Source organism: Nocardia sp. NPDC004123 (genome assembly GCF_053603795.1).
In genome coordinates this window covers 221241-246689 of record NZ_JBSGGG010000004.1, presented here as the reverse complement: position 1 = coordinate 246689, position 25449 = coordinate 221241, and the positions used below count along the sequence as shown (strand labels likewise).

The window sequence follows — 25449 nt, the reverse complement described above, 5'->3', positions numbered from 1 at the left end:
CCGCCGGGTCACCGCGTGCCCTGGCCGACCAGCGCGGCGACGGCATCGACATTGCTCTTGTCCACGAACGCGGGGCCGGTCTGCGCCGGATGGCCGCCGCCCACGGTGTTCAGGTTCGATTTGTAGAGCTTCAGCATCACCACCGGCAGATAGCCCTGCTCGTACTGCTGCTGATCCACCGCGAACAACAGCGTCCCGGCCCGGATCGCGCTCACCACATCGGAATTCAGGTCGAAGGTGGCCACCGTCGCCTTCGACGCGGACTCGCGCACCGCGTCCACCGCGCGGGCGGCGATCTGCGAATTCAGCGTCAGCACCGCGTCGATGGAGCGATCGGCCTCCAGCGCGCCCTTGATGCGCGACTGCACATCGGTCGGGTTGTTGATATCCACCTGCAGCGTGGTCGCGGCCCCGAAGCCCTGGGTGGCGCCGGCGCAGCGTTCGTTCGCGCCGACATTCCCGGCCTCGTGGATCACGCACAGCATCTTGTGTTTTCCGGCATCGGCCAGCCGCTTCCCGGCGGATTCACCGGCCAGGCGCTCGCTCTGGCCGACATGGCCGATGGCCCCGAACTGGACGCTCTCGGCCTCCCCGGAGTTGATCGTCACCACGGGAATCCCGGCGGCGACGGCCTTCTCGACCGACGGCTTCAGCGCGTCCGGGTTGGCCATGGACACCACCAGCCCGTCCACGCCCTGGGCCACCGCATTGTCGATGAGCTTGGCCTGCTGGGTCGGATCGCCCGAGGAGTTGTACTCGACCCGGACACCAAGATCCTTCCCGGCGGCTTCCGCACCGTTCTTGACCACGTTCCAGAAGGCGTCACCGGGCGAGCCGTGCGTCACCACGGCCACCGACTTCAGGGTGCCCACCGCGACCGGGGCCTGGGCGGGTCCGGTGACATCGGCACCGGGGCCGCTACAGGCGGCGAGCACGGCCGCCGCCGCGAGCCAGGGCGACAGGCGCAGCCAGCGGCGGCCGCGCGATCGGGAGATTGCGGACATCGTCGTCGTCACCTCCCACTAGATCCGAGCCGAGGCGAGACCGGCGCCGATCTCGGCCAGGTATCGCAGACTTCGCCGAGCGTCGCCCGTCGGGCCCGCGGCGGTAGCGCCGGGACGCAATGCGGTGTCCTGCTCGATCACGTACCAGCCCCGGTATCCCCCGGCGTGCGCCGCGCGGATCAGGGCCGCGATATCGACATCTCCGGTACCCAGCGGAACATAGAGCCCCTGCCGAACGGCCTCGCTGTATTCGATACTGCCGCTGCGTACTTCGGCGGCCACGGCCGCGCGGACATCCTTGAGGTGGATATGCCCGAGGCGATCCGCGTGACGGTGGACCAGATCGACCGGGTCGGTGCCGCCGATGAGCAGGTGCCCGGTGTCCACACACAGGTCCAGCCCGGAGTCGGCGAGAAAGCGATCGACCTCGGCGGCCGTCTCGACGTGGGTGCCCACATGCGGATGCAGAGCGACGCGCAGGCCGTGGGTGGCGGCGATCTCGCCGACCACGGCCGCGGTGTCGATGAGGGTCCGCCATTCACGATCACCGAGGGGCGTCCGGGTGTCGTACCCGTCCTGCCCGGTGGCAGCGGCCAGCACCAGGATCTCGGCGCCGGCCGCCGCGAACCGCTCGGCCGCGGCGCGGGCGGCGGTGACGGCCCGGTCGGGTTCGCGGTGCAGCACCAGGGCGAGGAAGCCGCCGATCGGCTCAATACCGTAGGTGCTCAGGGTCTTTCGTAGCTCGACGGGGTCGTCGGGTAGGTAGCCGGGCGGGCCGAACTCGGTGGCGGTGATGCCGAGGTCTGCCATCTCGGCCAGGACGATGTCCGGTTCCAGGACATGCCCCCAGCCGGGGACCTCGCAGACTCCCCAGGAGATCGGCGCGGCGGCGATGCGCAAGGGGGTGATACGCAGTGGATGGAGCGGTTCGGTCATCGGCACTTCCCAGACCCGTCGTTGGCCATCGGTGAGGCTCGTTGGAGCGCTCCAACAATGTAACCTGGCTCACTCCGGTGTCAAGGGTTCGACATGTGCCGAAAAGTAGTGCGTAAACCTGGAAAATGCTGCCTTCCAGGCGAAATGGCGCCGGATACCGATGTCCAGAATATCCGATTAGAGCGCTCCATTGCCTCGGGCCACGGCAACGCTGTAGCGTGCGACACACATCGATACCGACGGGAGGCGACCATGACCAGACCGACCATGGAGGACGTCGCCGCCCGCGCCGGCGTCTCCCGTGCACTGGTCTCGCTGGTCATGCGGAACTCCCCCAAGGTCAGCGAGCACCGCCGCCGCGCGGTGCTCACCGCGGCCGCCGAACTCGGCTACCAGCCGCACGCCATGGCGCGGTCGCTGGCCAGCCGCACCTCCAATATCGTCGGAGTCATGGTGTCCGACCTGCGCAATCCCTTCTTCGCCGATGTGGTCGAGGGCATGGACGAGGCGGCGCGGCAGGCCGGACTGGAGCTCATCCTCAATACCGGCCGCCGCAGCGCGACACGGGAACGGACCGCGCTGGAGAGCCTGCTGGGCTTCCGCCCGGGCGGGGTCATCCTGCTCTCCCCGGTGCTGCCGGCCTCCGCCATTCGCGACGCGGCGGCGCGCTGCCCGGTCGTCCTGGTCTCACGCACCTCCACCAGCCCGGCCGTGGACACCGTCAACGACGACGGCGAGCTCGGCGCGGCGCTGGCCGTGGATCACCTTGTCGCCCTGGGACATCGGCGCATCGTGCACCTCGACGGCGGCGCGGCCTTCGCGGCGCCGCCGCGGCGCAAGGGCTACACCGCCGCCATGGCCCGCTACCACCTCGAACCCATGGTGATTCCCAGCGAGCACACCGACGAGGGGGGCGCGGCCGCCGTCCGCACCCTGCTGAACATCTTCTCCCCCGGCACTTTTCCCACCGCACTGGTGTGCGGCAACGATTTCAACGCCGTGGGCGCGATGGCCGCGCTCGAAGAGGCGGGACTGCGTGTGCCCGAGGACGTTTCGGTCGTCGGGTACGACAACACCTCGCTGGCGGCGCTGCGGCACGTCGCACTCACCACCATCGACCAGCCGCGCACCCGCATCGGCGGGCTGGCCGTGGAGGCCCTCACCGAGCGACTGCGCGCCGACCGCACCGACCCGGTGCGCAAACGCCTGGAGCCGTCCCTGGTCGTCCGCTCGACCACCGCCCCACCCCGCGACTGACAGGAGCCATCGCCATGTCCCCGATCACAGTGGGCCTCGCCGGCACCGGCCGCATCGGCACCTCCCACGCCGAAACCCTCAGGGCCCTACCGGGCGTGGGCGCGGTCGTCGTCACCGACACCGATGCCGAACGCGCCCGCGCCACCGCCGACAAGCTCGAGGTGGAGTACGCGCCCGATGTCGAGGCGCTCTTCGCCGCCGGTATCGACGGCCTGGTCATCACCACCGCCACCGATTCCCATCCGGCCCTCATCACCGCCGCCGTCGACCGCGGCATCCCGGTCTTCTGCGAAAAGCCCATCGCCGCAGACATTCTGGGCACGCTGCAGGTGGTCGAACGCGTGGAGCGCTCGACCGTGCCGGTCCAGATCGGCTTCCAGCGCCGCTTCGACGCCGGGTACCGGGCCGCGCGCGCCGCCGTCGCCGCCGGGGATCTGGGCTGGATCCACACCCTGCGCGCCACCACCCTCGACCCCGCGCCACCGCCCGCCGAGTACATTCCGCGCTCGGGCGGCCTGTTCCGCGATTGCGGCGTCCACGATTTCGACATCATCCGCTGGGTCAGCGGCCGCGAGGTGGTGGAGGTCTACGCCACCGGATCCAATCGCGGAGACCGGTTCTTCGCCGAGGCGGGCGATGTCGACACCGCCGCGGTGGTGCTGCGCCTCGACGACGGCTCGCTGGCCAATGTCGCGCTCAGCCGCTACAACGGTGCGGGCTACGACGTGCGGCTGGAAGTGCTGGGCTCTCAGGGCAATGCCATCGTCGGGCTCGACGAGCGCGCTCCGCTGCACTCGGTCGAACCCGGCCAATCGCCCTCGGGCCTGCCCGCCTATCCGGGCTTCATGGACCGCTTCCACGGCGCCTACACCGAGGAGCTGGCCACCTTCCTGGGCGTGATCACCGGCCGGCTGGCAAATCCGTGCCCGCCCGCCGACGCCCTGGAGGCCTTCTACATCGCCGAGGCCTGCGAGCTGTCCCGGCATCAGGGCAAGCCGGTGCGGCTGGCCGACATCCGCCGCTGAAACTTCGGCTACCGCAGCGCGGTCTCCCCGTTTACCCTTCGGTGTGCCCGGTGATCACAGCGGGACCACCGAGACGAGAGCTATTGGGATGAGCGGCAATTCGATACCACCGGGCTATCATCCGCAGGACGAGCTGTGGACGCAGGACACCGTCGTGTTCGACGCGGTGCGCGAGGACCACGACGGGCGGCAGGCCGGGCCCGGTGGCGGCCGGCCGCGGAATTCGCAGGCCAGCCGGTACGTGATCATTGGTCTCACGGCCACGATCGCCGTAGCGTTGCTGGCCATCGGCGGCCTGCTCCTGTCCGGCCACGGCAGCTGGAACGCGGCACCGAATGCCACGACGGGCCCCGCGCCGACGCGCATCGTGCTCACGACCACCACACCCGCGTCACCCACGACAACCGCACAGGCGGCCGAGGTGACCACGGCGCCCGACACGGCCACCACCACGACGACGACCACCACCACCACCACGACCGCCACGACGACCAGCGCGGCCGCGGTCAGCGGGACCTGCACCCAGGCCGGTCAGACCGCTGTCGCGGGCGACGGCTCGGTCCTGACCTGCAATGTGGCCGGAGACGACACGCTCCGCTGGCTGTCGGTCAGCACGCCCTCGCTCGGATTCCCGTGCAACGCGACCGAGGCCGGGACCTTCGGCTACGCCCCGAACGGCACCCAGCTGCTGTGCTCGCGCCGCGCGGGATCGACCACGCCGACCTATGTGTGGGACAGCCCGGGACCCGTGACCAGCGGAACGCACGAGCCCGGCACGATCTGCAATCTCAAGAAGGACGTGGTGGCCAAGTCCTCGAGCGGCCGGGCCGTCACCTGCCTGCCCACCAGCGGAAACAACAACGGCAACTACGTCGGCGCGTGGAAGCCCGTGTCCTGAGACCGATTTCCCACAGGGTGACGACACCCGGCTGGATCAGCTGGGTGAGAGTGTCGGCCACGCCCCACACCTCGGCGATCCGGCCGTCGGTGAGACGCATGTGACCGCCGTCACCGCCACCCAGGGTTTCAGCTCACCAGCAAACCGACAGCGAGACCCGTCATGACGAGGGCGATCACCGAATCCAGCACCCGCCACGCGCGCGGCTTCGCGAAGATCGGGGCCAGCAGCCGGGCGCCGAAGCCGAGCGAGACGAACCAGATCAGGCTGCCCGCAATGGCTCCCGCGGTGAGGAACCAGCGATCCGGGGTGGCATAGGTATTGGCGAAGGATCCCAGCAGTACGACGGTGTCCAGATAGGCGTGCGGGTTGAGCCAGGTGACGGCCAGGCAGGTGGCCACGGCCGCGCCCAGCGCGATGGGCGCGCCGCCGCCCGCGGACAGGGCGGAGGCGGAGAACGCGCGCTTGGCGGCGAGGGCGGCGTAGCCCAGCAGGAAGGCCGCCCCCGCGTACCTGGCGATGGTCATGATCATCGGGGCCGAGTTCACGATCGCCCCGAAGCCCGCGACACCCAGGGTCATGAGGATCACGTCGGAGCCGATGCACACCGCGACCACCGGCAGGACATGCTCGCGCCGGATCCCCTGACGCAGCACGAAGGCGTTCTGCGCACCGATCGCCACGATGAGCGACAGGCCGAATCCGAGTCCCGAAATGGCCGCCAGGGCCGCCGATGATGCGTTCACACGCTCGAAAGTAGGGCAGGCGTCCAGCACCAGGCCAGCTAAAGATTCTGAGGCACCATTACGATTTCTTACTATGGATCTGCAGCTCGACCAACTGCGCGCGCTCGACGCCGTCATCAGCGAGGGCACCTTCGACGCCGCCGCCCGCAGGCTCAGCGTGACACCGTCGGCAATCAGCCAGCGCATCAAGGCGCTGGAGGACGCCGCGGGCCGCATCCTGGTGCAGCGCACCAAACCGGTGCAGCCCACCGAATCCGGGCTGACGGTGCTGCGGCTGGCCCGCCAAATCCAGCTGCTGACCAGCGATACCGCGCGCGAGCTCGGCGACGTGCACCAGCCCGGCGCCGCCCGGGTGGTCATTCCCATTGCCGTCAATGCCGATTCGCTGCAGACCTGGGTCATTCCGGCGCTCGGCCGCGCCGCCGCCGGGGTGTCGTTCGACATCCATCGCGAGGACGAGGAACACACCACCCGCCTGCTGCGCGACGGCACCGTCATGGCGGCCATCACCTCCACCGCCGCGCCGGTGCAGGGCTGTGCGGTGCGGCGACTGGGGGCCATGCGCTATCGGCCCATGGCCCAGCCCGCCTTCGCCCGCACCTGGTTTCCCGACGGCGCGAATGCGAAATCGTTCGCGCACGCGCCCGTGGTGCTGTTCGACCGCAAGGACGATCTGCAGTTCCGGCTCATGCGCCATTACACCCGCAAGCCCGTGGATCCGCCCCGGCATTACATCCCGTCCTCGGCCGGATTCAATGACGCGGTATGCGCCGGCATGGGCTGGGGGATGATCCCCGACCTCATGATCCGCCCCGAGGACGAGCTGATTCCGCTGGATGAGAAGGTATTCGTAGATGTCCCGCTCTACTGGCAGCAATGGCGGCTCGATTCCCCGGCACTGACCCTCGTGGCCGCTACGATCGCCGAAGCCGCCGCGGAATCCCTGTTGTGAAAGGCCACAGGTTGCGATCGGCCACAAGGAGATTCGTTTTCCGTCACCCGGGGTAATAGATGACGTGGGCGGGGTCGGATGCGATAGTCGAAGGCATTGCGGTTAGCCAGGAAGGAATTTCGTTGTCCCAAACTGTGCGCGGCGTCATCGCACGCTCGAAGAACGCCCCGGTGGAAGTCACCGACATCGTCATCCCGGACCCGGGTCCGGGTGAGGCCGTGGTGCGGGTGCAGGCCTGCGGGGTGTGCCATACCGACCTGCACTACCGCGAGGGCGGCATCAACGACGAATTCCCGTTCCTGCTCGGGCACGAGGCCGCCGGCATCGTGGAATCGGTGGGTGAGGGCGTCACCGATGTCGAGCCCGGCGATTTCGTCATCCTGAACTGGCGGGCGGTGTGCGGTTCGTGTCGCGCCTGCCGCAAGGGCAAGCCCTGGTACTGCTTCTCGACCTTCAACGCCTCCCAGCCCATGACCCTCACCGACGGGACCCCGCTCACCCCCGCCCTGGGCATCGGCGCCTTCGCGGAGAAGACCCTGGTCCACGCCGGGCAGTGCACCAAGGTCGACCCCAGCGTGTCCCCCGCCGCGGTGGGGCTGCTGGGCTGCGGTGTCATGGCCGGGCTGGGCGCGGCCATCAATACCGGCGGGGTCGGCCGCGGTGACTCGGTCGCGGTCATCGGCTGCGGCGGGGTCGGCAACGCGGCCATCGCGGGCGCGAAGCTGGCGGGCGCGACCACCGTGATCGCGGTCGACATCGATGAGCGGAAGCTGGAGTGGGCAACCGGATTCGGGGCCACCCACACCGTCAACGCCGCCAAAGAGGATGCGGTGGAACGGGTTCAGGAACTCACCGACGGCTTCGGCGCGGACGTGGTGATCGATGCCGTGGGCCGCCCCGAGACCTGGAAACAGGCGTTCTACGCGCGCGATCTGGCCGGCACCGTGGTGCTGGTGGGCGTGCCGACACCGGAGATGACCCTCGAGATGCCGCTCATCGACTTCTTCTCCCGCGGTGGATCGTTGAAGTCCTCGTGGTACGGCGACTGCCTGCCCTCACGCGACTTCCCCTACCTCGTCGAGCTCTACAAGCAGGGCCGTCTGGACCTGGATGCCTTTGTGACGGAGACTATTTCGCTGACCGATATCGAAGCCGCCTTCGCCAAGATGCATCACGGCGACGTACTGCGCTCGGTGGTGGTGTTCTGATGGCGCACATCGACCACGCCGTCACCGTCGGCACCTTCAGCCTCGACAACGAGACCTTCGACGTCGACAACAATGTCTGGGTGGTCGGCGACGACCTGGAGTGCGTCGTCATCGACGCGCCCCACAATGTCGAGGCGATCCTGGATGTCATCGGCACCCGCAAGGTCAAGGCCATCCTGGTCACCCACGCGCACGACGACCACATTCGCGTCGCGCCCGAATTGTCCAGGGCCACCGGCGCTCCCGTGCTCATGCATCCCGACGACCTGGTGCTGTGGCAGCACACGCATCCGGAGACCAGCCCCGACGGCGAGCTGTCCGACGAACAGGTGATCGAGGTCGGCGGGACCGAACTGCACGTGCTGCACACCCCGGGGCATGCCCCGGGCGCGGTCTGCTTCCACTCCCCCGACCTGGGCGTGGTGTTCACCGGTGACACCCTGTTCCACGGCGGGCCGGGTGCGACCGGTCGGTCCTACTCGGACTTCGGCACCATCGTCGACTCGATCGCCGACCGTCTGCTCACCCTGCCGCCGGAGACCCTGGTGCACACCGGGCACGGCGAATCCACCACCATCGGCGCGGAATCCCCACAGCTCGAGGAGTGGCGCGCCCGGGTGAACTGACCCATCGCGGCAGCAGGACCGGTCCGGCGCAGATCGCCGGACCGGTCCTCTGTCAAGTTCCCTAATCCGCCCCGCACCGCGGCGCGCCAGCCCCGGACACGCCGGATTCGCCGGTTTCGCAAGCTCATTCGCGAGATTTTCCCGGCAAACCGGCGCCTAAAGTTGTCCATGAGAAAACTGACAGCCGCTCTGGCCTTGACGTTCGTGCCGCTGCTCGCCGTGGGGTGCTCATCATCAGGTTCGGACTCGGTGAGCAAGAGCGACATGCAGACGAAGGCCACCAGCTTCTACAAGGACAAGTCGCACGAGGACGCGAAAACCGTGACCTGCGACGGCAGCCTGCCCGCCAAGGTGGACGCCACCCAGACCTGCACCGCCACCTCCGCCGACGGGCAGACCTGGGCGATCAATGCGAAGGTCACCAAGGTCGACGGCAAGGACGTCTACTACGACCTGACCCTGACCGACGCCTTCGTCGCGCCGGACGATGTGGCTTCCAGTGTCTCGAACTTCTACCAGTCGAAGGTGGGCGCCGCCCCGCAGTCCTCCACCTGCAACGGCCTGCTGCGCGGCGCCACCGGCTCGACCATCCGGTGCGTGGTGACCGAATCCGACGGCACCCGCTGGGGCGTCACCGCCAAGACCACGAACGTGGAAGGCTCGAAGGTCAACTACGACATGATCGTCGACGACCAGCCGATGCCCTGACACCGGGGACTATCGGCACGTATAGAGCGTGGCCTCGGCCAGTTCACCCACCACGTCCGAGAGCTGGCCGCGGGTTCGGAAGGCATTGAGCCGACGCCGCGCCCCGTTGCCGCGCGCCAGGAGCGCGGCCACGGTGTCGGTGACGAAGGCGAGGTCGTCCAACTGGTCCAGGGCGGGCCGGATGCGGTCGATGAGCCAGGTCAGCAGCCGCACAGGCCCTGTTCGTGCGCCAGCCGGCCGAAGCTCGCGGCGATCCGGCGGTAGCGCGGGGTGGCGGTGGGTCCGCGCCCGGCCGGGCCCCGAGTCCGCGCCGCGGCCCGGATCTGTCGGTCGGGTGGGTCACAATGCCGGGTATGGCATACGACGAGGAGCTGGCCGACCGGATTCGGGACGCGCTCGGGCCCGAACTGGTCAATGTGGTCGAGAAGAAGATGTTCGGCGGCCTGGCGTTCCTGGTGGGCGGCAATATGGCCGTCGCGGCCAGCGGCAAGGGCGGGCTGATGGTGCGGACCGATCCGGATACCTCCGCGGCGCTGCTGCGGGCGGGGTCGGTCGAGCCGATGGAGATGGGCGGCAAGAAGATGCACGGGTGGCTGCGCGTCACCACCGCGACCGTCGCCGACGACGATGTGCTCGACGAGTGGGTGCGGCGCGGGGTCGATTTCGCCAAGACGCTACCGCCCAAATAGGGCGCAATCGGTGTGCGCCGGGGCACAGCTCCGGCGCGACTGTGTCCCGCTTCACCGAATGACCAATTGCCGCAAGAGGTTTGCCGGGATCCGTCACCCCTTCTTTACACCGCACCACAGCCGGGGAAACCTGCGTCCAGCACTGTGGTGAACATGAGGCAAACCGAGATTCATACGCTGGCCTGCGAAGTCTGCGGTCGTCTGCCCCATCCGAAACGCACCCGCATGGCGCTGGCCAAACTCGCCGCGGTCTTCCCGGTCGAACTCGCCCTGCACGCCCTGGTCGTCCACCTCGAACTGCCCTATCTGGCAACGGTTTCCGTGCTCGCCGTCGCCGCCACCATCCTCGTCATCTGGGTGGTCGAACCCGGCGCCATGCGCTATCTCGGCCGCTGGCTGCACGCCCCGGAACTGCGCCACCGCCACCGTCTCGACAGCGCCGAGCGGCTCTGGCGCATCCGGGTGCACCTGGACGACAAGCCCGGGCGGCTGGAACTGCTGGCCAAGCAGCTCGCCGACCGGCGGGCCAACATCCTGGCCGTGCACGTGCATCACCTGGAGAACGGCGTGCTCGACGAGCTGGTGGTCTCCACACCGGCCGAGCTCGGCCCGCAGCGGCTGACCCAGGCCATCGCCCGCGCGGGCGGGGTCGCCGCCGGCATCTGGCCCGCGTCGGCGCTCACCCTGGTCGACGGCCAGACGCGCGCACTGGGACTGGCCGCGCGGGTGGCCGCCGACCCCGCGGAACTGCCGCTGGTGATCGCCGAACTGCTGGGTGCGCAATACGTTCCGGATCCGGACCCGGGCCGCGCGCCCGGCGGCACCCTGCTAGAGATCGGTCCGCACGACGATCTCGCGGCCATGACCTTCCTGCGTACCGGGGAGCCGTTCACGCCCGCCGAGGTCGCCCGCGCACACCGGCTCACCGATCTGGCCCTGGTCACCGCCCGGCACTGACCCGTCACCAGCGGATTCCCTTCGCGCATCTCACCATTCAGGACGCGGTACCGGGGCGTACAGGTTTTCGTACCGCATAGTTTCACTTCGTGGCAGACTCCGTGATGCGCATTCGATCGAAACGCGCGCTAGGGGTTGGTTGATCGATGAGTTTGCGGCGAAGCGGTGCGCGACGGGGGGATGCGGACATCGGCGGGAATCCGCCTGCCCGCACAGTGATTCGCACCGCGAAGCTGGCCGCGGTGCCGCTGGCCTACGCCGGGCGGCAGGCGGCCGGGGCCGGCAAGCGGGCACTGGGCCGGCCGGCGGGTGAGATCGATCGGGAGATCCAGCTGCGCACCGCCGAGCACATGGCCGAGGTGCTGGGCGAATTGAAGGGCTGCGCCGCCAAATTGGGCCAGGTGCTGGGCATCTACGAGCTGGCCCTGCCGCCGGAGCTGGCCGAGCCCTATCGGATCGCGCTGGCCCGGCTGCAGGACGCCGCGCCGCCCATGCTGCCGCGCACCGTGCACACGGTGCTGGCGGCGTCCTTCGGCCCGGATTGGCGGGACAACTTCCGGGAATTCGACGATCGCCGGGCCGCCTCGGCCACCATCGGCCAGGTGCATCGCGCGATCTGGCACGACGGCCGGGCGGTGGCGGTCAAGGTCATGTACCCCGGCGCCCGCGCGGCGGTGGACAGCGATTTGCAGCGGCTGCGCGGATTGGCCTGGCTGACACCGGTTTTCGCGCCGCACACCGACGGTCGCGCGGTGGTGGACGAGCTGGCCGAATGCCTGCGCATGGAGCTGGATTTCGCGGCCGAGGCACAGAGCCAGCGCCGCTTCGCGGAAGCCTACGCCGGGGATCCGGATTTCCGGGTGCCGCAGGTGGTGGCGCAGTGCGGCGATGTGATCGTCAGCGAGTGGCTGGACGGAATTCCGCTGTCCCGCTTGATCACCACGGGCGCGCAGGCCGAGCGCGACCGGGTGGGCATGCTGGCGGTCCGGTTCTTCTGGTCGTCCGCGCCGCGCTCGGGGCTGCTCTACGGCGATCCGCATCCCGGCAATTTCCGGGTGCTGCCCGACGGCCGCCTGGGCGTGGTGGATTTCGGGGCCTGCCCGGCGTGGCCGCCGGCCCAGTTCCCGGCGCTGGTACACGACCTGGCCGACGCGCTCATCAATGGCGGGCCGGCCGAGCTGGACCGGGCCACGCGCAGCCACGGGTTCACCGATGAGCAGCGCGGTCTGGACAGCGCGGGGCTGGCCGAGAAGCTGCTGCCGTTCACCGAACTGCTGCGGCACGAGACGTCCCGGGTCGATACCGAGTGGCTGCGCGGCCGCACCCGCGACGCCATGAGCCCCAGGCTGGACAATGTGTACCGCCAGCTCGGGATACCCGCGTATCTGATGCCGTTCCAGCGCGGACTGGTCACCTTGCTGGGGTTGGTCGCGCAGCTCGCGACGACCGGGCCGATGCGCGCCGAGATCCTCCGCTGGTCACCGGAATTGAGCGCGGTCATGGACCGGCATCGGGCGCGCGGCGGGCAGCCGGCCGATCTCGAGGCCGTGCGGCTGCGCCGGGCGGGCGCGGCGGCGACCGGGTTCGCGGCGGGCTGAGCCGCACCGGACCGGCTTGCGGGCTCACCGTCACCCCAAGGTCTTGATCACTGTCCCAGACAGAACTACCCTGGGTGACAGGCGCAACGTAGCGCCGGAGTCTGTCCGGAAGGTCCCCGTCGTGACCACTGCATCCAAAGACATCCGCCCTCCTGAGCTTTCGGCTCCGGACCACGAGGTCGCCGTCATCGGCGCGGGGCCCGGCGGCATTGCCGCGGGGGTCAAGCTGAAGCGGGCCGGGGTGCGCGACTTCGTCCTGCTGGAACGGGCCCACGAGGTCGGCGGCAGCTGGCACGAAAACCATTACCCGGGGCTGGAAGTCGATATCCCGTCCCTGGCCTACCAGTACTCGTTCGCGCGAAACCCCAACTGGAGCAGGCTGTTCGCCTCCGGCGCGGAGGTGAAGCGATATCACATGACGGTGGCGCGGCGGTTCGGGCTCTATCCGCACATCCGGTTCGGGACCACCGTGGTCAGCGAGGAGTGGGACGAGGACCGGCACCGCTGGACGCTGCACCTCGACACTGGCGAGGTGACGACCGCGCGGTTCGTCATCAGCGCGGTCGGGGCGTTCATCAGTCCGAAGACCGATCCCGGAATTCCCGGATTGGCGCTGTACCAGGGCACGATTCAGCGCCCCTCGGACTGGGACGACGACTACGACCTCACCGGCAAGCGGGTCGCGATCATCGGCACCGGCGCGAGCTCGGTGCAGATCACGCCGGCGATCGCGGGCGCGGTGGGCAGCCTCGCCGTCTTCCAGCGCACGCCGGTGTGGTGCCTGCCCAAACCCAATCCGCGGATTCCGCGCGCGGTGCAGCTGGCCCTGCAGGTCCCCGGGCTGCAGGCGACGCTGCACGGCGCGGTGCTGGTGGTGGTCGACGCCGCCCTGCGCGGCATGTCGAACGCACCGCCGGCGGTGGTGCGGCCGGCCATGCGGGCCTTCGATACGACCGCCATTCGCGGCTATCGCGGTCTGCTGCGACTCATGGTGCGCGATCCCGGGATTCGGGTGGGCCTCACCCCGGACTACGGGCCGATCGCCAAGCGGCCGACCTTGAACACCGGGTATCTGCTGGCGTTCAACCGGGACGATGTCGACCTGGTGACCACGCCCATCGAACGATTCACCGCGCACGGCATCCGCACCACCGACGGCGTCGAGCGCGAATTTGACTTGATCGTGCTGGCCACCGGCTATCACGTGTTCTCCGATCCGGAGACGTACACGCCCGGGATGGTGGTCGGCCGCGACGGTGTCGATCTCGGAAAGTATTTCACCGAGCAGGGGTTGCAGGCCTACGAGAGCGTCTCGCTGCCCGCGCTGCCCAATCGGTGGACGCTGGTCGGCCCGTATTCGTGGACCGGCAGCGGCTGGCACGCCTTCGTGGAGATGACCGCCGACCATGCGGTGCGCGCCATTTCGGAGGCGCGGCGACGCGGGGCGACATTCGTGGCCATCCGTCAGGACGTGCACGACGCCTATCACCGCCGCGTGTATCGGCGGGGCGCGGCCATGCGCTACTACCTGGCCGAATTGAATGCGCACGTGCCCACCTACTACCGCAATTCGCAGGGCGACAGCACCTATATCCGGCCCACCGGATTCTTCTCGGCGCAGCGGGCGCATCGTCACTTCCCGTTCGCCGACTACGAATTCGAGCGGTTGCCCGCCTGACCCCGCCGTTCGACAAGGAAGTCGAGCCATGATGGAACTGCCGAAATCGGTCCGGATCGCACTGGGCGCGGCCGGATACGGCATCAGCGACCGCCGCCTGGCACCGGCCGTGACGGGCCGGGTGATCCTGGTGACGGGTGCGTCCTCGGGCGTCGGGCGGGCCACCGCGCGCCGCCTGGCCGCCAATGGCGCGACCGTGCTCGCAGTCGCCCGCCGCGAGTCCCTGCTGGCGGAATTACGTTCGGAGACCGCGGAATTCCCGGGAACCGTCCACCCCTATCCGGCGGATCTCTCCGATACCGAGGCCTGCGCGGCACTCATCACGCGCGTACTGGCGGAGCACGGGCACGTGGATGTCTTCGTCAACAATGCCGGTCGATCGATTCGCCGCTGGCTGTCGGATTCGCTGGACCGCTGGGACAATTTCGACGACACCGCGCGCATCAACTTCCTCGGCCCCATGCGCCTGGTGCTGAGCCTGCTGCCGTCCATGCGGGCGCGCAGGCAGGGGCACATCGTCAATATCAGTACCGCCGGTGTGCACGGCCCGGGTGTCGGCTGGACGGCCTATATCGCCTCCAAGTCCGCGTTCAATTCCTGGATGCGCGGCGCCGCACCGGAATTGCGCGCGGACGGCATCGATGTCACGACCGTTCACCTGCAACTGGTGCGCTCGGACATGCTGGGGCCGTACCGGATCTATCGCTACACCCCGAGCATGTCGACCGAGGAGGCGGCGAGCATGGTGTGCCGGGCGATCGTGGACCGTCCCCTGGCGATCCGGCCGTGGTGGGAGCGGGCCGGCGCGCCCCTGTCCTATGCGCTGGACAATTCCCGTGCGGCGCAACGGCTGCTGACCACATACGCGAAGGCCGGGAACTGGAACAATCGGCCGGTCGACTGGGCCGGGCCGATCGGGCGGGTCGAGCGAGCCGCCAACCTGATCGACGACGCGGTGACGGTGGCCGGGTGGATTCCGGCCAGCGGCGCGCTGAACCTGGTGCCGCCCACCCGGATTCCCCAGCTGGCCCGGGCATTGCGCGGTGGGGTCGGACTGGCCACGGCACTGTCGGTGTGCGCCGCGCGGTTCCCGGATCGGCCCGCCATGATCGACGACGACGGCCCGATCACCGCGGCCGAGCTGGATCGGCAGGTGCAGCGGCTGGCGGCGGCGCTGCGGGCGCGCTGGGATGTGCGGCGCGGGCAGCGGGTGGGGGTGCTGTGCCGCAATCATCGGGGATTCGTGATCGCGGCCTATGCGGCGGCGCGGCTCTCGGCGGATCTGGTGCCGTTGAACTACGGCTTCGCCGGGCCGCAGATCGGTGAGGTGCTCGACCGCGAACGCGTGGAATTGCTGCTGTACGACGGCGAATTCCATACCGCGATCGACAAATCCGGATACCGGGGTCGGCGGGTGGTGGTGCGGGGCGCCGCGGACAGCTTACCGACCGTCGCGGACCTGGTCGCCGCGGGCGGGCCGCCGGTGCGCGAACCCGCGGGTGGGGGCTCGATCATTCTGCTCACCGGCGGCACCACCGGAGTACCCAAGGGCGCGCCCCGCACACTCGGCGCGCGGTCCGTGCTGGCCGGGCTGAGCCCGCGCATGGTGCTCGCGCTCGGCGACCTGGCCCGGATCGAAACGATTCCGCGGCTCGGACGGCCCATGGTGATCGCCCCGCCGCTGCATCACACCTACGGGTTCCTGGCGCTCGCCGCGGCGTTCCTGCTCGGGTCGACCGCCATCGTGCACGACCGGTTCGACGCCGACACCGTGCTCGCCGATATCGAGCGGCACGGTGTGCAGATCGCCTGCCTGGTGCCGACCATGATCAAGCGGATCATGGATCTGCCGGCGGCGGACCGCCGCGGCCATCACCTCGAGAGCCTGCGGATGGTGGTGTGCGGCGCCGCTCCCCTGCCCGCCTGGCTGGCCACCGCCTTCATGGACGAGTTCGGTGAGGTGCTGTTCAACGCGTACGCCTCCACCGAGACCGGCGCGGGGACCTTCGCCACGCCCGCGGATCTGCGGGCCGCGCCCGGGACCGTGGGGCGGCCGTTGACCGGGATCGTGGACATCCGCATCGTCGACGGCGACGGCCGCGAGGTGCCCACCGGTGTCACCGGGCGGATCGTCAACAAGAACCCGGGCGTGTTCGCCGGCTACAGCGACGGCCGGACCAAGACGATGGTCGGACAGCACATGGACTCCGGTGATCTCGGGCATGTCGATGCCGAGGGCAGGCTGTTCGTGGACGGCCGCTCCGACGACATGATCGTCTCCGGCGGCGAGAACGTCTTCCCGCAGGAGGTCGAGGAGGCGCTGCTGGCGCATCCGGCGGTGGCCGACGCCGGGGCCGTCGGGGTGCCCGACGACGATTTCGGGCAGCGGCTGGCGGCGGCCGTGGTGCTCCGGGCCGGGGCGCGGGCCGGGGCACGCACCCTGCAACGGCACATCAAGGCCACGCTGGCCGGCTACAAGGTGCCGCGCGACATCGTGTTCGTGCCCGAACTGCCGCGCACGACCGCGGGCAAGTTACGGCGGCAACAGCTTCCGGAGGTCATCGCGCGGGCGCGCGCGGCGGCCGAGTCCGGCGGCGCTCTCGAATCCGATCCATCCAGGACGTGAGGTCTCAGTCATGATCGCTACCAATGGTTCCCAGCCCCGGCCCACCCATGAGGTCGTGATCGTCGGTGCGGGTCTGGGCGGGATCGGCGCGGGTGTCGCGCTGCGCCGCATCGGGGTCGAGAACTTCGTCCTGGTCGACAAGTGGCCGAAGGTCGGCGGCACCTGGCTGGCCAATACCTATCCCGGTGTGGCCGTGGATATTCCGTCGCCGGTGTACAACTTCTCGTTTCAGCCGCGGTCGCACTGGTCGCGATTCTTCGCGCCCGGCGCGGAATTGCAGCGGTACGCGGAGGAGGTCGTCGATCGGCAGGGGCTGCGCGGCAAGCTGCGGCTCGGATCGGGCGTCGTGCTCGGGGTTTTCGACGAGGAGCGGGATCTGTGGCGGATCGCCCTCGAGGACGGCACGGAGATCACGGCACGCTATGTGATCGGCGCGGTCGGCGGGCTGGAGCAGCCGCACAATCCGGATATTCCGGGGGTCGGCGACTACACCGGCAAGATCATGCACAGTTCCCGGTGGGATCACGACTACGACTACCGGGGTAAGCGGGTGGCGGTGATCGGCACCGGAGCCACGGCGCTGCAGGTGATTCCCGAACTGGCCAAGCAGGTCGCTCAGCTGACCGTGTATCAGCGGCGGGCCATCTGGATCGGGCCGAAGGTGGACTTCCCTATGGGGCCGGTCGCGAACGCGGTGCTGAATTTCGCGCCGCTACAGCGGACAGTGCGCCTTCTCGGCAATGTGGGCGTGAACGCGGGGCTGGGGGCAGGGCTGGCCATCTCCAACTATCCGCGGCTGACCTCGATGGGTATGACGGCGGCCGAAACCGCCATGAAGGCCTTTCTTTTCAGTCAGGTGCGCGATCCCGAGCTGCGCCGCAAGCTGACGCCGGACTACCGCTTCGGGTGCAAGCGGCCGTCGATCTCGAACTCGTATTTCAAGACGTTCACCCTCCCGCATGTCGATCTGGTCACCGAGGCCATCGAGCATTTCACGCCGACCGGCATCGTCAGCGCCGACGGGCGGGAGCGGGAATTCGATATGGTGCTGTGCGCCACCGGATTCAAGGTGATGGAGAAGGGGTACACGCCGCCCTATCCGATCTACGGTCGCGACGGGCTCGAACTGGGCGAGTTCTGGGACGAGCACCGCTTCCAGGCCTATCAGGGGGTGTCGGTGCCCAGGTTCCCCAATGCCTTCCTGATCGTCGGGCCCTACGCTTACGCGCCCGGTTCGTATATTCCGCTGATCGAATCGACCTCGGCGCACGCGGCGCGGGTCATCGGGGAGGCTCGCCGGCGCGGCGCAACCCGGGTGGAGGTGCGGCAGCAGCCGCACGACGAGTACTTCGCGCGGATGGACAGGCGGGCCAAGCGGACCCACCTGTTCACCCAGGGCTGTATCACCTCGAACACCTACTACATCAACTACCAGGGCCACGGCGCGGCCTTCCGGCCCTCGACCCAATTGGAAATGTATTGGGAAAATAGGCATTTCCCACTCGACGACTACCGCTACAGCACCGCCGCGGTGCGCGAGCTCCAGGACGCGGCCTCCTGAGAACCCTGGGCGCGCAGTCGGCCGATCACTCCTCTTCGGCCAGCGCCGCCAGCCGATCGACCGATGCCTGCAGCTTCTCCGAGGTGGTGGCGCGCGCCCGGGCCAGGCGCTTCTCATCGGCCAGATGGGTCCAGTCGTAGGTGTGGGTCACGCGGGTCCGGTTGTCGCCCAACGGCTCCAGCTCCCACCGCCACAGGTGGCCGGGCGGCTGTGCACCGGGTTCCGAAGGCAGCCAGGCGATTCGGCGCGCCTCCTCGAATTCCACGATCCGGTTCTGGCGGACCCCGCCATGGGTGAGCGTCATCTCGAAGACGTCACCGACCGACCGCACCCGCTGCCCGGGCTCCGCCTGCGCGAGATTGTCGTTCGCATCCCAGCGGGGCTGCTGCGCCGGATCGGCGATCAATTCGAATATCCGCACGGCCCCGGCGGCTATCTCACGCTCTGCGGACACAACTCGCCTGGCTTCTCCACCGTCGCTCATACCCCGATCGAACCACCCCTCGGGCCGTCCACCACGATCGGGGAGGCCGGACCGGCTAGGCGACGGCGCGCCGGGGAGTCCGGGCTCGGCCGCCGAGGATCGACAGGGCGGCCAGAATCGAACCACCCCCCGAGCCAGAGGACGCTGAGCGGGCCCGCGTGGTCGACCGCGATGCCGCCGGCCAGCGCGCCCAGGGCGATCGAGAAATTGAAGGTCGAGACGAACAGGGACGACGCCGCTTCGGTGGTGTCCGGGGCGGCCCGCAGGATGCGGGTCTGGAAGGTGACGGGGACGGCGCCGTAGCCGAGGCCCCAGAGCATCAGGATCGTACCGGCGGCAACGATATTCGTGTCGAAGAGGGCGAGCGCGGCCATGGCCGCGACCAGCAGCACCCCGATGCCGAGGGTGGTGCGCCGCAGGCTCTTCGCGACCAGCGCGCCCGCGAGGAAGTTGCCGCAGATGCCGGCGATGCCGAATACCAGCAGCAGCACCCCGGTCGCGCGATCGTCGACTCCGTGCTCGTGCAGGATCGGGCGCACGAAGGTATAGGCCAGGAAGTGGCCGGTGATCACCAGGAAGGTCAGGATCAGCGCGAGGCGCAGGGCCGCATTGGATTCGAACACCGCCGGCAGGTCCCGCAGGTGGACCGACTGCTCGGCCGGCAGGCTCGGCATCAGGAAGACCATGCACACCACCGAGGTCAGGCCGAGCACGCCGACCGCGGCGAAGGCGGTGCGCCAGCCGCTCGGTCGCCGAGGAACGTGCCGGTGGGAACGCCCAGCACCGAGGCGGTTTCGACACCGCCGAAGATGACCGCGGTGGCGCGGGCGACCTGATGCTCGGGCACCAGCCGCAGCGCGATGCCGCCCGCGATGGACCAGAAGCCACCGACATCCGGGTCAGCGGCATCGCCGCCGGGCTGCACGCGGTCCTCGAATTGCCGGACGGCACAGAGGATTCCACCCTGCATGCCGCCCGCCGCCGCAGTCTGGCCCTCGACGGCCTGCGCCGCTACCGCCACCCCGCCGCCCGCATGCCGCACCGCGACGGTCTGGTCATCGGCTACGGCACGCCCTCCGACCATGGTTTCGGCCCCGCACTCGAAGCCCTGTGCCAGGTCCTGCCCGATCGATGACGCACCACTTCCGCCACGGTGTCGGCCTGTAGCGCGGAGGTAGCTCCGGTCCGCTGCACACTCCCGGCAGTGTGCAGAATAGGACGATGACCGTTCGACAGCTTGTTTCCTCAGGTGCCCAATGGGAGCCGATCGTCGGCTATTCGCGCGCGGTCCGCGTCGGCCAATGGATCGCGGTGGCCGGCACCACCGCCGCCACCCCCGACGGCCCGCCCGTGGGCGGCGACGATATCGCCGAACAAACCCGCGAAGCTCTCCGCCGAATTGCCGCCGCCCTCAGCGAAGTCGGCGCCTCCCTCGAAAACGTCATCCGCACTCGAATCTATGTCACCGACATCTCCCGCTGGGAAGAAGTGGGCAAGGCCCACGGCGAAGTCTTCGCGCACATCCGCCCCGCCGCCACCATGCTCCAAATCTCCCAGCTGATCGACCCGCAACTCCTGGTCGAAATAGAAGCCGACGCGATACTCCCGTAGCCGCGCTCTTCCTGCACGCGGGGACCTTCTCGAACGGGTCGTCGACGAGGGCGAAGGCATGCGTGTTGTCGTGCACGAACACCACCGCATGAAAGGTCCCACCGCCAGGATTCCCCGCCCCGATGCCGGCGGTGAACCGGGCGGCGTGCGGGTCGGCTTCAGCCATCCAGCCGAACGCGTAGGACGCGAGTTCGCCTCGGGGACCGATGAATTCACCGAAGGCTCGGCGATCCATCCCGGTCGCCCCCGGTGTCGGCGCTTCGAGCAGTCGGCCTGGGATTACTTGCACATTCACGCGGCGACCTCAGCCGGAGTCAAGGGGTTTGGAGAGATTCGATCTGGTGGCGGAGGTGGTCCAGGAGCTTTTCGGGATTGTCGAAGTCGGCGGGGTTGATGGGCGCGCCGAAGTGGATGGTCACCGGGTGGCGGCGGTTGAAGGGGCGGGCGGGGGTGGCGGCGCGGCGGATGGGGAGGACATTGTCGGTGCCGGTGGTGGCTACCGGGATGATGGGGACGCCGGTTGTCAAGGCCAGATTGGCTACGCCGGGTTTGTAGGGTTCGTGGTCGCCGGGCGGGACCAGGCGGCCTTCCGGGTAGATGATGAGCACACCGCCGTGGTGGAGAATTCGCTCTGCGTGGGCCATGGCATTGCGGCCGGAGTCGGAGTCGCGGCGAATGACGGGAATCTGGCCCAGGCGACGGACAAGCCAGCCGATAACCGGCCAGGACCACAGTTCGGCCATGGCAATGGCGATGGCGCGGCGGCGGAGCGCTCCCCAGAGGAAGACCGCGTCGAGCATCGAGATGTGGTTGCTCGCGATGATGACCGGGCCGGTTTTCGGGATCCGGTCGCGGCCGATCACGGTGACGTGGACGAAGTTCGACCACGCCAGCGTGCGGAGAATGCGTCGGACCAGGTGCGTTGTCAGCCAGGCTCGTTTGCCCAGCCCTTTGGGGCGTCGTGCATCGGCGTTCATTGCTCTCCCACATGGATAGTCCGGCAATGGTTTTCATACTCGCCGGGCGGCGGGGTACGCGCCACCGCAGAACTACTCAGGGGCCGAGCGGAAATCGCACAATAGCAGATTGCTATGGCGATTTTTCGGGCGTAGCCTGGAGATTGCTGTACTCACAGCAGAATCCCAACAGAATTCAGCAAGGGGCGAGTGCTGCCATGACTGGAAACTGGTGGCGTCACACCGTTTTGTCCCAATTGTCCCGATCGCCGGGGAATGCCGCGGTGCTCTTCCTCGTCGTCGAGGACGGTACCAAGGTCATCACCTTCCCGAGACTCAACTGGGGATTCGTGGCGGTCGCGTCCGCCGCGGTGCTCGTATTCGCCATCGCAGTCCTGCTGCTGGTGAATTCCGCGCACTTCGAGGAACCACAGGCACCGGCACCGGCACCACCCGCATCATGCGAACCGTTCTGCCCCACGCCTCACTGAGCGCTGCTCGCCGATCGCGAAGATGAGGATGAAAACCATTCCGCTGGAATCCGATTCGACCTGCGGCGTGGCGGCATGGAGCGCCGCGACCTGGGACACGATGGACAGTCCCAGGTCGTGGCCCTATGGCGTGGGCCGCAACGATGATTTTCCCGCCACAATGAACCGTGACCAACCGCACATTTCGGTTATAGCCTGTAAAAAACCCTCAATGGCGAGCTGAGGAACAGGGTGATGGCGATGGCTCGGTGCGACTTGGTGATACGCGGTGGCACGGTGTTCGACGGCACCGGGAAGCCGCCGGTCCGCGCGGATGTCGGGGTGACCGACGGCAAGGTCACGGTCATCGGCGGCGAGATTCCGGACGGGGAGCGCACGGTCGACGCCACCGGCAGATGGGTGATGCCCGGCATGCTCGATGTGCACACCCACTACGACGCCGAGGTGCTCGGGAATCCCGGATTGGGGGAATCGGTCCGGCACGGGGTCACCTCGGTCGTGCTCGGAAACTGCTCGCTGTCCACCGTGTATTCGGGGGCCGAGGACTGCGCCGACCTGTTCGCGCGCGTCGAGGCACTGCCGTGGGACGCGGTGCATTCGGCCGTCAAGGAGCACAAGGACTGGGACGGCCCGCACTCCTACGCGAAGGCCATCGCCGACCATCCGCTCGGCGCGAATGTCGCTGCTTTCCTGGGACATTCGGATATGCGCGTCACGGTGATGGGCCTGGCCCGCGCGGTGGATGCCGCGGCACGGCCGACGGAGGCCGAGCTGGCCCGCATGTGCGCCATGCTCGACGACGCCCTCGACGCCGGATTCCTGGGGCTGTCCACGATTCGCAGCTCGTTCTCCAAGCTGGAGGGCGTCCGATTCCCCACCCGGCAGTTGCCCTCCACGTATGCCACCTGGCGGGAGTACCACGCCCTCAATGCGATCCTGCGCCGCCGCGGCCGCGTGCATCAGAGCACGCCCAACCTCACCGCCCGCGCCGAGATCGCCCGCTACTTCGCCGAGAGCGCGGGCCGTTTCCGCAAGCCGCTCAAGACCACCCTCATCGCCGGCATGGACGTCAAGGCCGACCGTACCGTCGCCCGTGCCGCCACCACCGCGGCGTGGATCGTGAATACCGTTGGCGGAGCACGCTTCCGGTGGCAGCACCTGCCGGTCCCGTTCGAGGTGTACGCCGACGGCGTGGATCTGGTGGTGTTCGAGGAGTTCGGCTCCGGGGTCGCCGCACTCAATATCCGCGACGTCATGAAGCGCGGCGAACTGCTGGCAGACGAATCCTATCGCCGCGATTTCCGCAAGGACCTGGCCAAGAAGTACGGCCCGCGCGTGTGGAACCGCGACCTGTACGACGCGGTGATCGTGTCCTGCCCCGAGCCGGAGGTCGTCGGCAAGTCCTTCGGCGCGGTAGCGGACGAACGCGGCATCGATCCCGCCGACGCCCTGCTGGATCTGGCGGTCACGCACGGCCCGAAGCTCCGGTGGCGCACCGTCATCGCCAATGACCGCGAGGAGGTGCTGGACCGGCTGCAGTGTTCGCCCATGATGCAGGTGGGTTTCGCCGATTCCGGTGCGCACCTGCGCAATATGGCCTTCTACAACTTCGGGCTGCGCCTGCTCGAACGCGCGCACCAGCGCGGATTCCTGCCGCTCGAGACCGCGATCCACCGGGTCACGGGCGAGTTGGCGGACTGGTACGGCCTGGACGCCGGTCACCTGCGAGCCGGCGGCCGCGCCGATATCGCCGTCATCGACCCCGCCGGTTTCGACGGCTCCAGCAGCGCCTACGCCGAGGCGCCGTTCCCCGGCGTCGCGGGCCTGCAGCGCATGGTCAACCGCAATGACCGTGCGGTAGCCGCCACCGTGGTCGGCGGCCACCTGGTCTACGAGTACGGCGAGTTCGCGCCCGGTTTCGGCACCACGCTGCACGCGGGCACCTTCCTGACCGCGCAGCACTGACACCGAGCGCCGCGGCTACACCAGCTCGGGCATCCTGCCGCGCGCGCGATACTCCTGGGGCGGACAACCCTGCCATCGCCGGAAGGCCCGGATGAAGGAGGCGGCCTCGGCGTAGCCCAGCCGCCCCGCCACCTGCTCGGTGGTCATATCGGTCCGGTCGAGCAGTTCCTCCGACAACGCCTGCCGCACCTCGTCGAGCAGTGTGCGGAAGGAGGTGCCCTCCTCGTGGAGCCGCCGCGACAGCGTGCGCGCACTGACATACATCTCGGCCGCCACCGCCGACTGATCCGGAAGCACCCCCGGATTGCGGATCAGCAGATCCCGCACCGCGCCCGCGACGCCGGTGCGAGCGTGGCGCCGGGCCAGCAGGTCCCGGCACATCTGCTCGCACCGACTGCGCGCCCACTCGTTGGCCTGCGGCAGCGCCACATCCAGGTGGGCGGCGTCGAACGCGAGCTCGGTGCCGGCCGCGCCGAAGTCCGGCTCCACCCCGAAGACCGACCGATATCGCACGGTATCGGCGGGCGCGCCGTGCCGGAAACTCAAGCGCCGCACCGGAACTCCCACGGAGAACAATTCCCGGGCGATCACCTGAACACCGGTCATGACCCGCTCGCCCAGAAAGGCGCGGACCTCCTCGGGTAATTCCCAATCATCGAACCGCAGCCGCCCTTCGCCATCCGCCTCCTCGAAGCTCAATCGCCCGAAGGCGAAGGCCGGCTCCACGCAGTGCAGGGCAACCTGCACGGCGTCCCGCAGCGTGCGGCTGGCCAGCAGCGCCAGCCCCCACGGTCCATGGAGCGAGACGCGATAGCGGAGCCCTGCCTCCACGCCCAGCCCCGATTCGTCCCCGAATCGGGCGAGCAGATTGCGCACCACCGTAAGCTCCTGCCGCGCAGACAGTTCCGCATATCTGTCGATCACCGCCTCGGGCGGCACTCCCGTGCCGGCCAGGCACTCCCCCACCGGCATCCCCCGTTCCTCCGCGAGCCGCGCCACGATGTGCACGCCGGAGGTGTTTCTGACTAGATCCCAGTCGAACATGTACGCGTCGTCCTCTTCGACTACTCCCGACCAAATGTCTGTTCCCCATCGGGTTGGCGAAACATATCAACGAGAGACCGTCCGGTGTGGCGCAACCGACAGATTCGAATGCGACACATGATGCGTTTCGGTCGACACGCGATTCGTCACGTAACAGCCGGTGCCCCCCTGCGATTCATCCACATCCGGTCCGGACGACGACCAGCAATCGAGGCCTGCCCACCATGAGCTTCACCGCCATCCTGCTAATTCCCGCGCTGGCGGCACCCGCCTTCGGCATCGGTATGTGGCTCGGCATCCGGTCGGTTACCAGCGAGACGGCCGCGGAACGCCGCCAGGCCCACTGCACCGAGATCCTGTGTTCATGGCCCGACGTCCAGACACAACGCCGGCCCACCACCTGGCCGGAGTCCCGCCGAGCCCGATAAC

Annotated in this window: 26 protein-coding genes; 18 read left to right on the top strand and 8 right to left on the bottom strand. The window is 68.8% G+C overall.

The features are described 5' to 3' along the window. Window positions 1-8: 8 nt before the first annotated feature. Window positions 9-1004 (bottom strand): sugar ABC transporter substrate-binding protein, encoded by a 996-nt coding sequence (locus ACWEQQ_RS07325; protein ID WP_452347592.1) that lies wholly within the window; start codon window positions 1002-1004, stop codon window positions 9-11. 18 nt (window positions 1005-1022) lie between these two features. Next, window positions 1023-1940, bottom strand: a complete 918-nt coding sequence (locus ACWEQQ_RS07320; protein ID WP_452347591.1) for a TIM barrel protein — start codon at window positions 1938-1940, stop codon at window positions 1023-1025. Window positions 1941-2192: 252 nt separating this feature from the next. On the opposite strand from ACWEQQ_RS07320, the gene ACWEQQ_RS07315 reads away from it, so the two are divergent. The 3 genes from ACWEQQ_RS07315 (at window position 2193) to ACWEQQ_RS07305 (ending at window position 5120) form a co-directional block, all read left to right on the top strand. Then, entirely contained in the window at window positions 2193-3197 is a 1005-nt protein-coding gene (locus ACWEQQ_RS07315; protein ID WP_452347590.1) for a LacI family DNA-binding transcriptional regulator, read from the top strand. A gap of 14 nt (window positions 3198-3211) precedes the next feature. Beyond that, a complete protein-coding gene (locus ACWEQQ_RS07310) occupies window positions 3212-4222 on the top strand; it encodes a Gfo/Idh/MocA family protein (protein WP_452347589.1) in 1011 nt (336 codons plus the stop codon). 88 nt (window positions 4223-4310) lie between these two features. Then, on the top strand, window positions 4311-5120 hold the full coding sequence (locus ACWEQQ_RS07305) for a hypothetical protein (RefSeq protein ID WP_452338920.1): 810 nt from the start codon (window positions 4311-4313) through the stop codon (window positions 5118-5120). 128 nt (window positions 5121-5248) lie between these two features. Here ACWEQQ_RS07305 and ACWEQQ_RS07300 read toward each other — a convergent pair whose 3' ends face one another. Then, window positions 5249-5866 carry a LysE/ArgO family amino acid transporter gene (locus ACWEQQ_RS07300; RefSeq protein ID WP_452338921.1) on the bottom strand — a complete coding sequence of 206 codons (618 nt, stop codon included), beginning with the start codon at window positions 5864-5866 and terminating at the stop codon, window positions 5249-5251. Window positions 5867-5939: 73 nt separating this feature from the next. Here ACWEQQ_RS07300 and ACWEQQ_RS07295 point away from each other — a divergent pair, with 73 nt between their 5' ends. From ACWEQQ_RS07295 to ACWEQQ_RS07280, 4 genes are all read left to right on the top strand, one after another. Next, window positions 5940-6818 carry a LysR family transcriptional regulator ArgP gene (locus tag ACWEQQ_RS07295; RefSeq protein WP_452347588.1) on the top strand — a complete coding sequence of 293 codons (879 nt, stop codon included), beginning with the start codon at window positions 5940-5942 and terminating at the stop codon, window positions 6816-6818. Between the two features lie 122 nt (window positions 6819-6940). Continuing rightward, a complete protein-coding gene (locus tag ACWEQQ_RS07290) occupies window positions 6941-8026 on the top strand; it encodes an S-(hydroxymethyl)mycothiol dehydrogenase (RefSeq protein ID WP_452347587.1) in 1086 nt (361 codons plus the stop codon). After that, window positions 8026-8652, top strand: coding sequence for an MBL fold metallo-hydrolase (locus ACWEQQ_RS07285; protein WP_379428039.1), 627 nt, complete (start codon window positions 8026-8028; stop codon window positions 8650-8652). The genes ACWEQQ_RS07290 and ACWEQQ_RS07285 overlap by 1 nt, the downstream gene beginning before the upstream one ends. A gap of 168 nt (window positions 8653-8820) precedes the next feature. Further along, window positions 8821-9360, top strand: coding sequence for a DUF4333 domain-containing protein (locus ACWEQQ_RS07280; RefSeq protein WP_452347586.1), 540 nt, complete (start codon window positions 8821-8823; stop codon window positions 9358-9360). Window positions 9361-9369: 9 nt separating this feature from the next. Here the strand turns inward: ACWEQQ_RS07280 and ACWEQQ_RS07275 are convergent, their stop codons facing one another. Then, on the bottom strand, window positions 9370-9573 hold the full coding sequence (locus ACWEQQ_RS07275; RefSeq protein ID WP_452347585.1) for a hypothetical protein: 204 nt from the start codon (window positions 9571-9573) through the stop codon (window positions 9370-9372). Window positions 9574-9713: 140 nt separating this feature from the next. On the opposite strand from ACWEQQ_RS07275, the gene ACWEQQ_RS07270 reads away from it, so the two are divergent. From ACWEQQ_RS07270 to ACWEQQ_RS07245, 6 genes are all read left to right on the top strand, one after another. Beyond that, window positions 9714-10049 (top strand): TfoX/Sxy family protein, encoded by a 336-nt coding sequence (locus ACWEQQ_RS07270; RefSeq protein ID WP_379428042.1) that lies wholly within the window; start codon window positions 9714-9716, stop codon window positions 10047-10049. A gap of 153 nt (window positions 10050-10202) precedes the next feature. Next, a complete protein-coding gene (locus ACWEQQ_RS07265) occupies window positions 10203-11006 on the top strand; it encodes an amino acid-binding protein (protein ID WP_452338926.1) in 804 nt (267 codons plus the stop codon). A 146-nt stretch (window positions 11007-11152) separates the two neighbouring features. Beyond that, window positions 11153-12604 (top strand): ABC1 kinase family protein, encoded by a 1452-nt coding sequence (locus ACWEQQ_RS07260; RefSeq protein WP_452347584.1) that lies wholly within the window; start codon window positions 11153-11155, stop codon window positions 12602-12604. A gap of 121 nt (window positions 12605-12725) precedes the next feature. Next, window positions 12726-14282: a flavin-containing monooxygenase gene (locus ACWEQQ_RS07255; RefSeq protein WP_452347583.1), complete on the top strand. Its 1557-nt coding sequence runs from the start codon at window positions 12726-12728 to the stop codon at window positions 14280-14282. Between the two features lie 28 nt (window positions 14283-14310). Beyond that, entirely contained in the window at window positions 14311-16908 is a 2598-nt protein-coding gene (locus ACWEQQ_RS07250) for an SDR family NAD(P)-dependent oxidoreductase (RefSeq protein WP_452347582.1), read from the top strand. Window positions 16909-16918: 10 nt separating this feature from the next. Continuing rightward, window positions 16919-18469 (top strand): flavin-containing monooxygenase, encoded by a 1551-nt coding sequence (locus tag ACWEQQ_RS07245; RefSeq protein WP_452347581.1) that lies wholly within the window; start codon window positions 16919-16921, stop codon window positions 18467-18469. A gap of 25 nt (window positions 18470-18494) precedes the next feature. Here ACWEQQ_RS07245 and ACWEQQ_RS07240 read toward each other — a convergent pair whose 3' ends face one another. Both ACWEQQ_RS07240 and ACWEQQ_RS07235 read right to left on the bottom strand, forming a co-directional pair. Continuing rightward, window positions 18495-18953 carry an SRPBCC family protein gene (locus ACWEQQ_RS07240; RefSeq protein ID WP_452347580.1) on the bottom strand — a complete coding sequence of 153 codons (459 nt, stop codon included), beginning with the start codon at window positions 18951-18953 and terminating at the stop codon, window positions 18495-18497. After that, entirely contained in the window at window positions 18950-19834 is an 885-nt protein-coding gene (locus tag ACWEQQ_RS07235) for an MFS transporter (RefSeq protein WP_452347695.1), read from the bottom strand. Before ACWEQQ_RS07235 ends, ACWEQQ_RS07240 begins: the two co-directional genes overlap by 4 nt. On the opposite strand from ACWEQQ_RS07235, the gene ACWEQQ_RS07230 reads away from it, so the two are divergent. Continuing rightward, window positions 19789-20088: a hypothetical protein gene (locus ACWEQQ_RS07230; RefSeq protein ID WP_452347579.1), complete on the top strand. Its 300-nt coding sequence runs from the start codon at window positions 19789-19791 to the stop codon at window positions 20086-20088. The two genes, ACWEQQ_RS07235 and ACWEQQ_RS07230, sit on opposite strands and share 46 nt — an antisense overlap. Window positions 20089-20174: 86 nt before the next feature. Beyond that, window positions 20175-20564: a RidA family protein gene (locus ACWEQQ_RS07225; protein ID WP_452347578.1), complete on the top strand. Its 390-nt coding sequence runs from the start codon at window positions 20175-20177 to the stop codon at window positions 20562-20564. Window positions 20565-20878: 314 nt separating this feature from the next. On the opposite strand, the gene ACWEQQ_RS07220 is transcribed toward ACWEQQ_RS07225, so the two are convergent. Further along, a complete protein-coding gene (locus ACWEQQ_RS07220) occupies window positions 20879-21541 on the bottom strand; it encodes a lysophospholipid acyltransferase family protein (RefSeq protein ID WP_452338936.1) in 663 nt (220 codons plus the stop codon). A gap of 263 nt (window positions 21542-21804) precedes the next feature. Between ACWEQQ_RS07220 and ACWEQQ_RS07215 the strand changes: the two genes are divergently transcribed. Together ACWEQQ_RS07215 and ACWEQQ_RS07210 are read left to right on the top strand one after the other, a co-directional pair. Further along, window positions 21805-22011: a hypothetical protein gene (locus ACWEQQ_RS07215; protein WP_452338937.1), complete on the top strand. Its 207-nt coding sequence runs from the start codon at window positions 21805-21807 to the stop codon at window positions 22009-22011. 240 nt (window positions 22012-22251) lie between these two features. Then, the gene (locus tag ACWEQQ_RS07210; RefSeq protein ID WP_452347694.1) at window positions 22252-23976 is read left to right on the top strand and encodes an N-acyl-D-amino-acid deacylase family protein; all 1725 of its coding nucleotides are present in this window, start codon (window positions 22252-22254) and stop codon (window positions 23974-23976) included. Between the two features lie 15 nt (window positions 23977-23991). On the opposite strand, the gene ACWEQQ_RS07205 is transcribed toward ACWEQQ_RS07210, so the two are convergent. After that, entirely contained in the window at window positions 23992-25020 is a 1029-nt protein-coding gene (locus tag ACWEQQ_RS07205) for an AraC family transcriptional regulator (RefSeq protein WP_452347577.1), read from the bottom strand. 224 nt (window positions 25021-25244) lie between these two features. Between ACWEQQ_RS07205 and ACWEQQ_RS07200 the strand changes: the two genes are divergently transcribed. After that, window positions 25245-25448: a hypothetical protein gene (locus ACWEQQ_RS07200; protein ID WP_452338939.1), complete on the top strand. Its 204-nt coding sequence runs from the start codon at window positions 25245-25247 to the stop codon at window positions 25446-25448. Window position 25449: the final 1 nt, after the last annotated feature.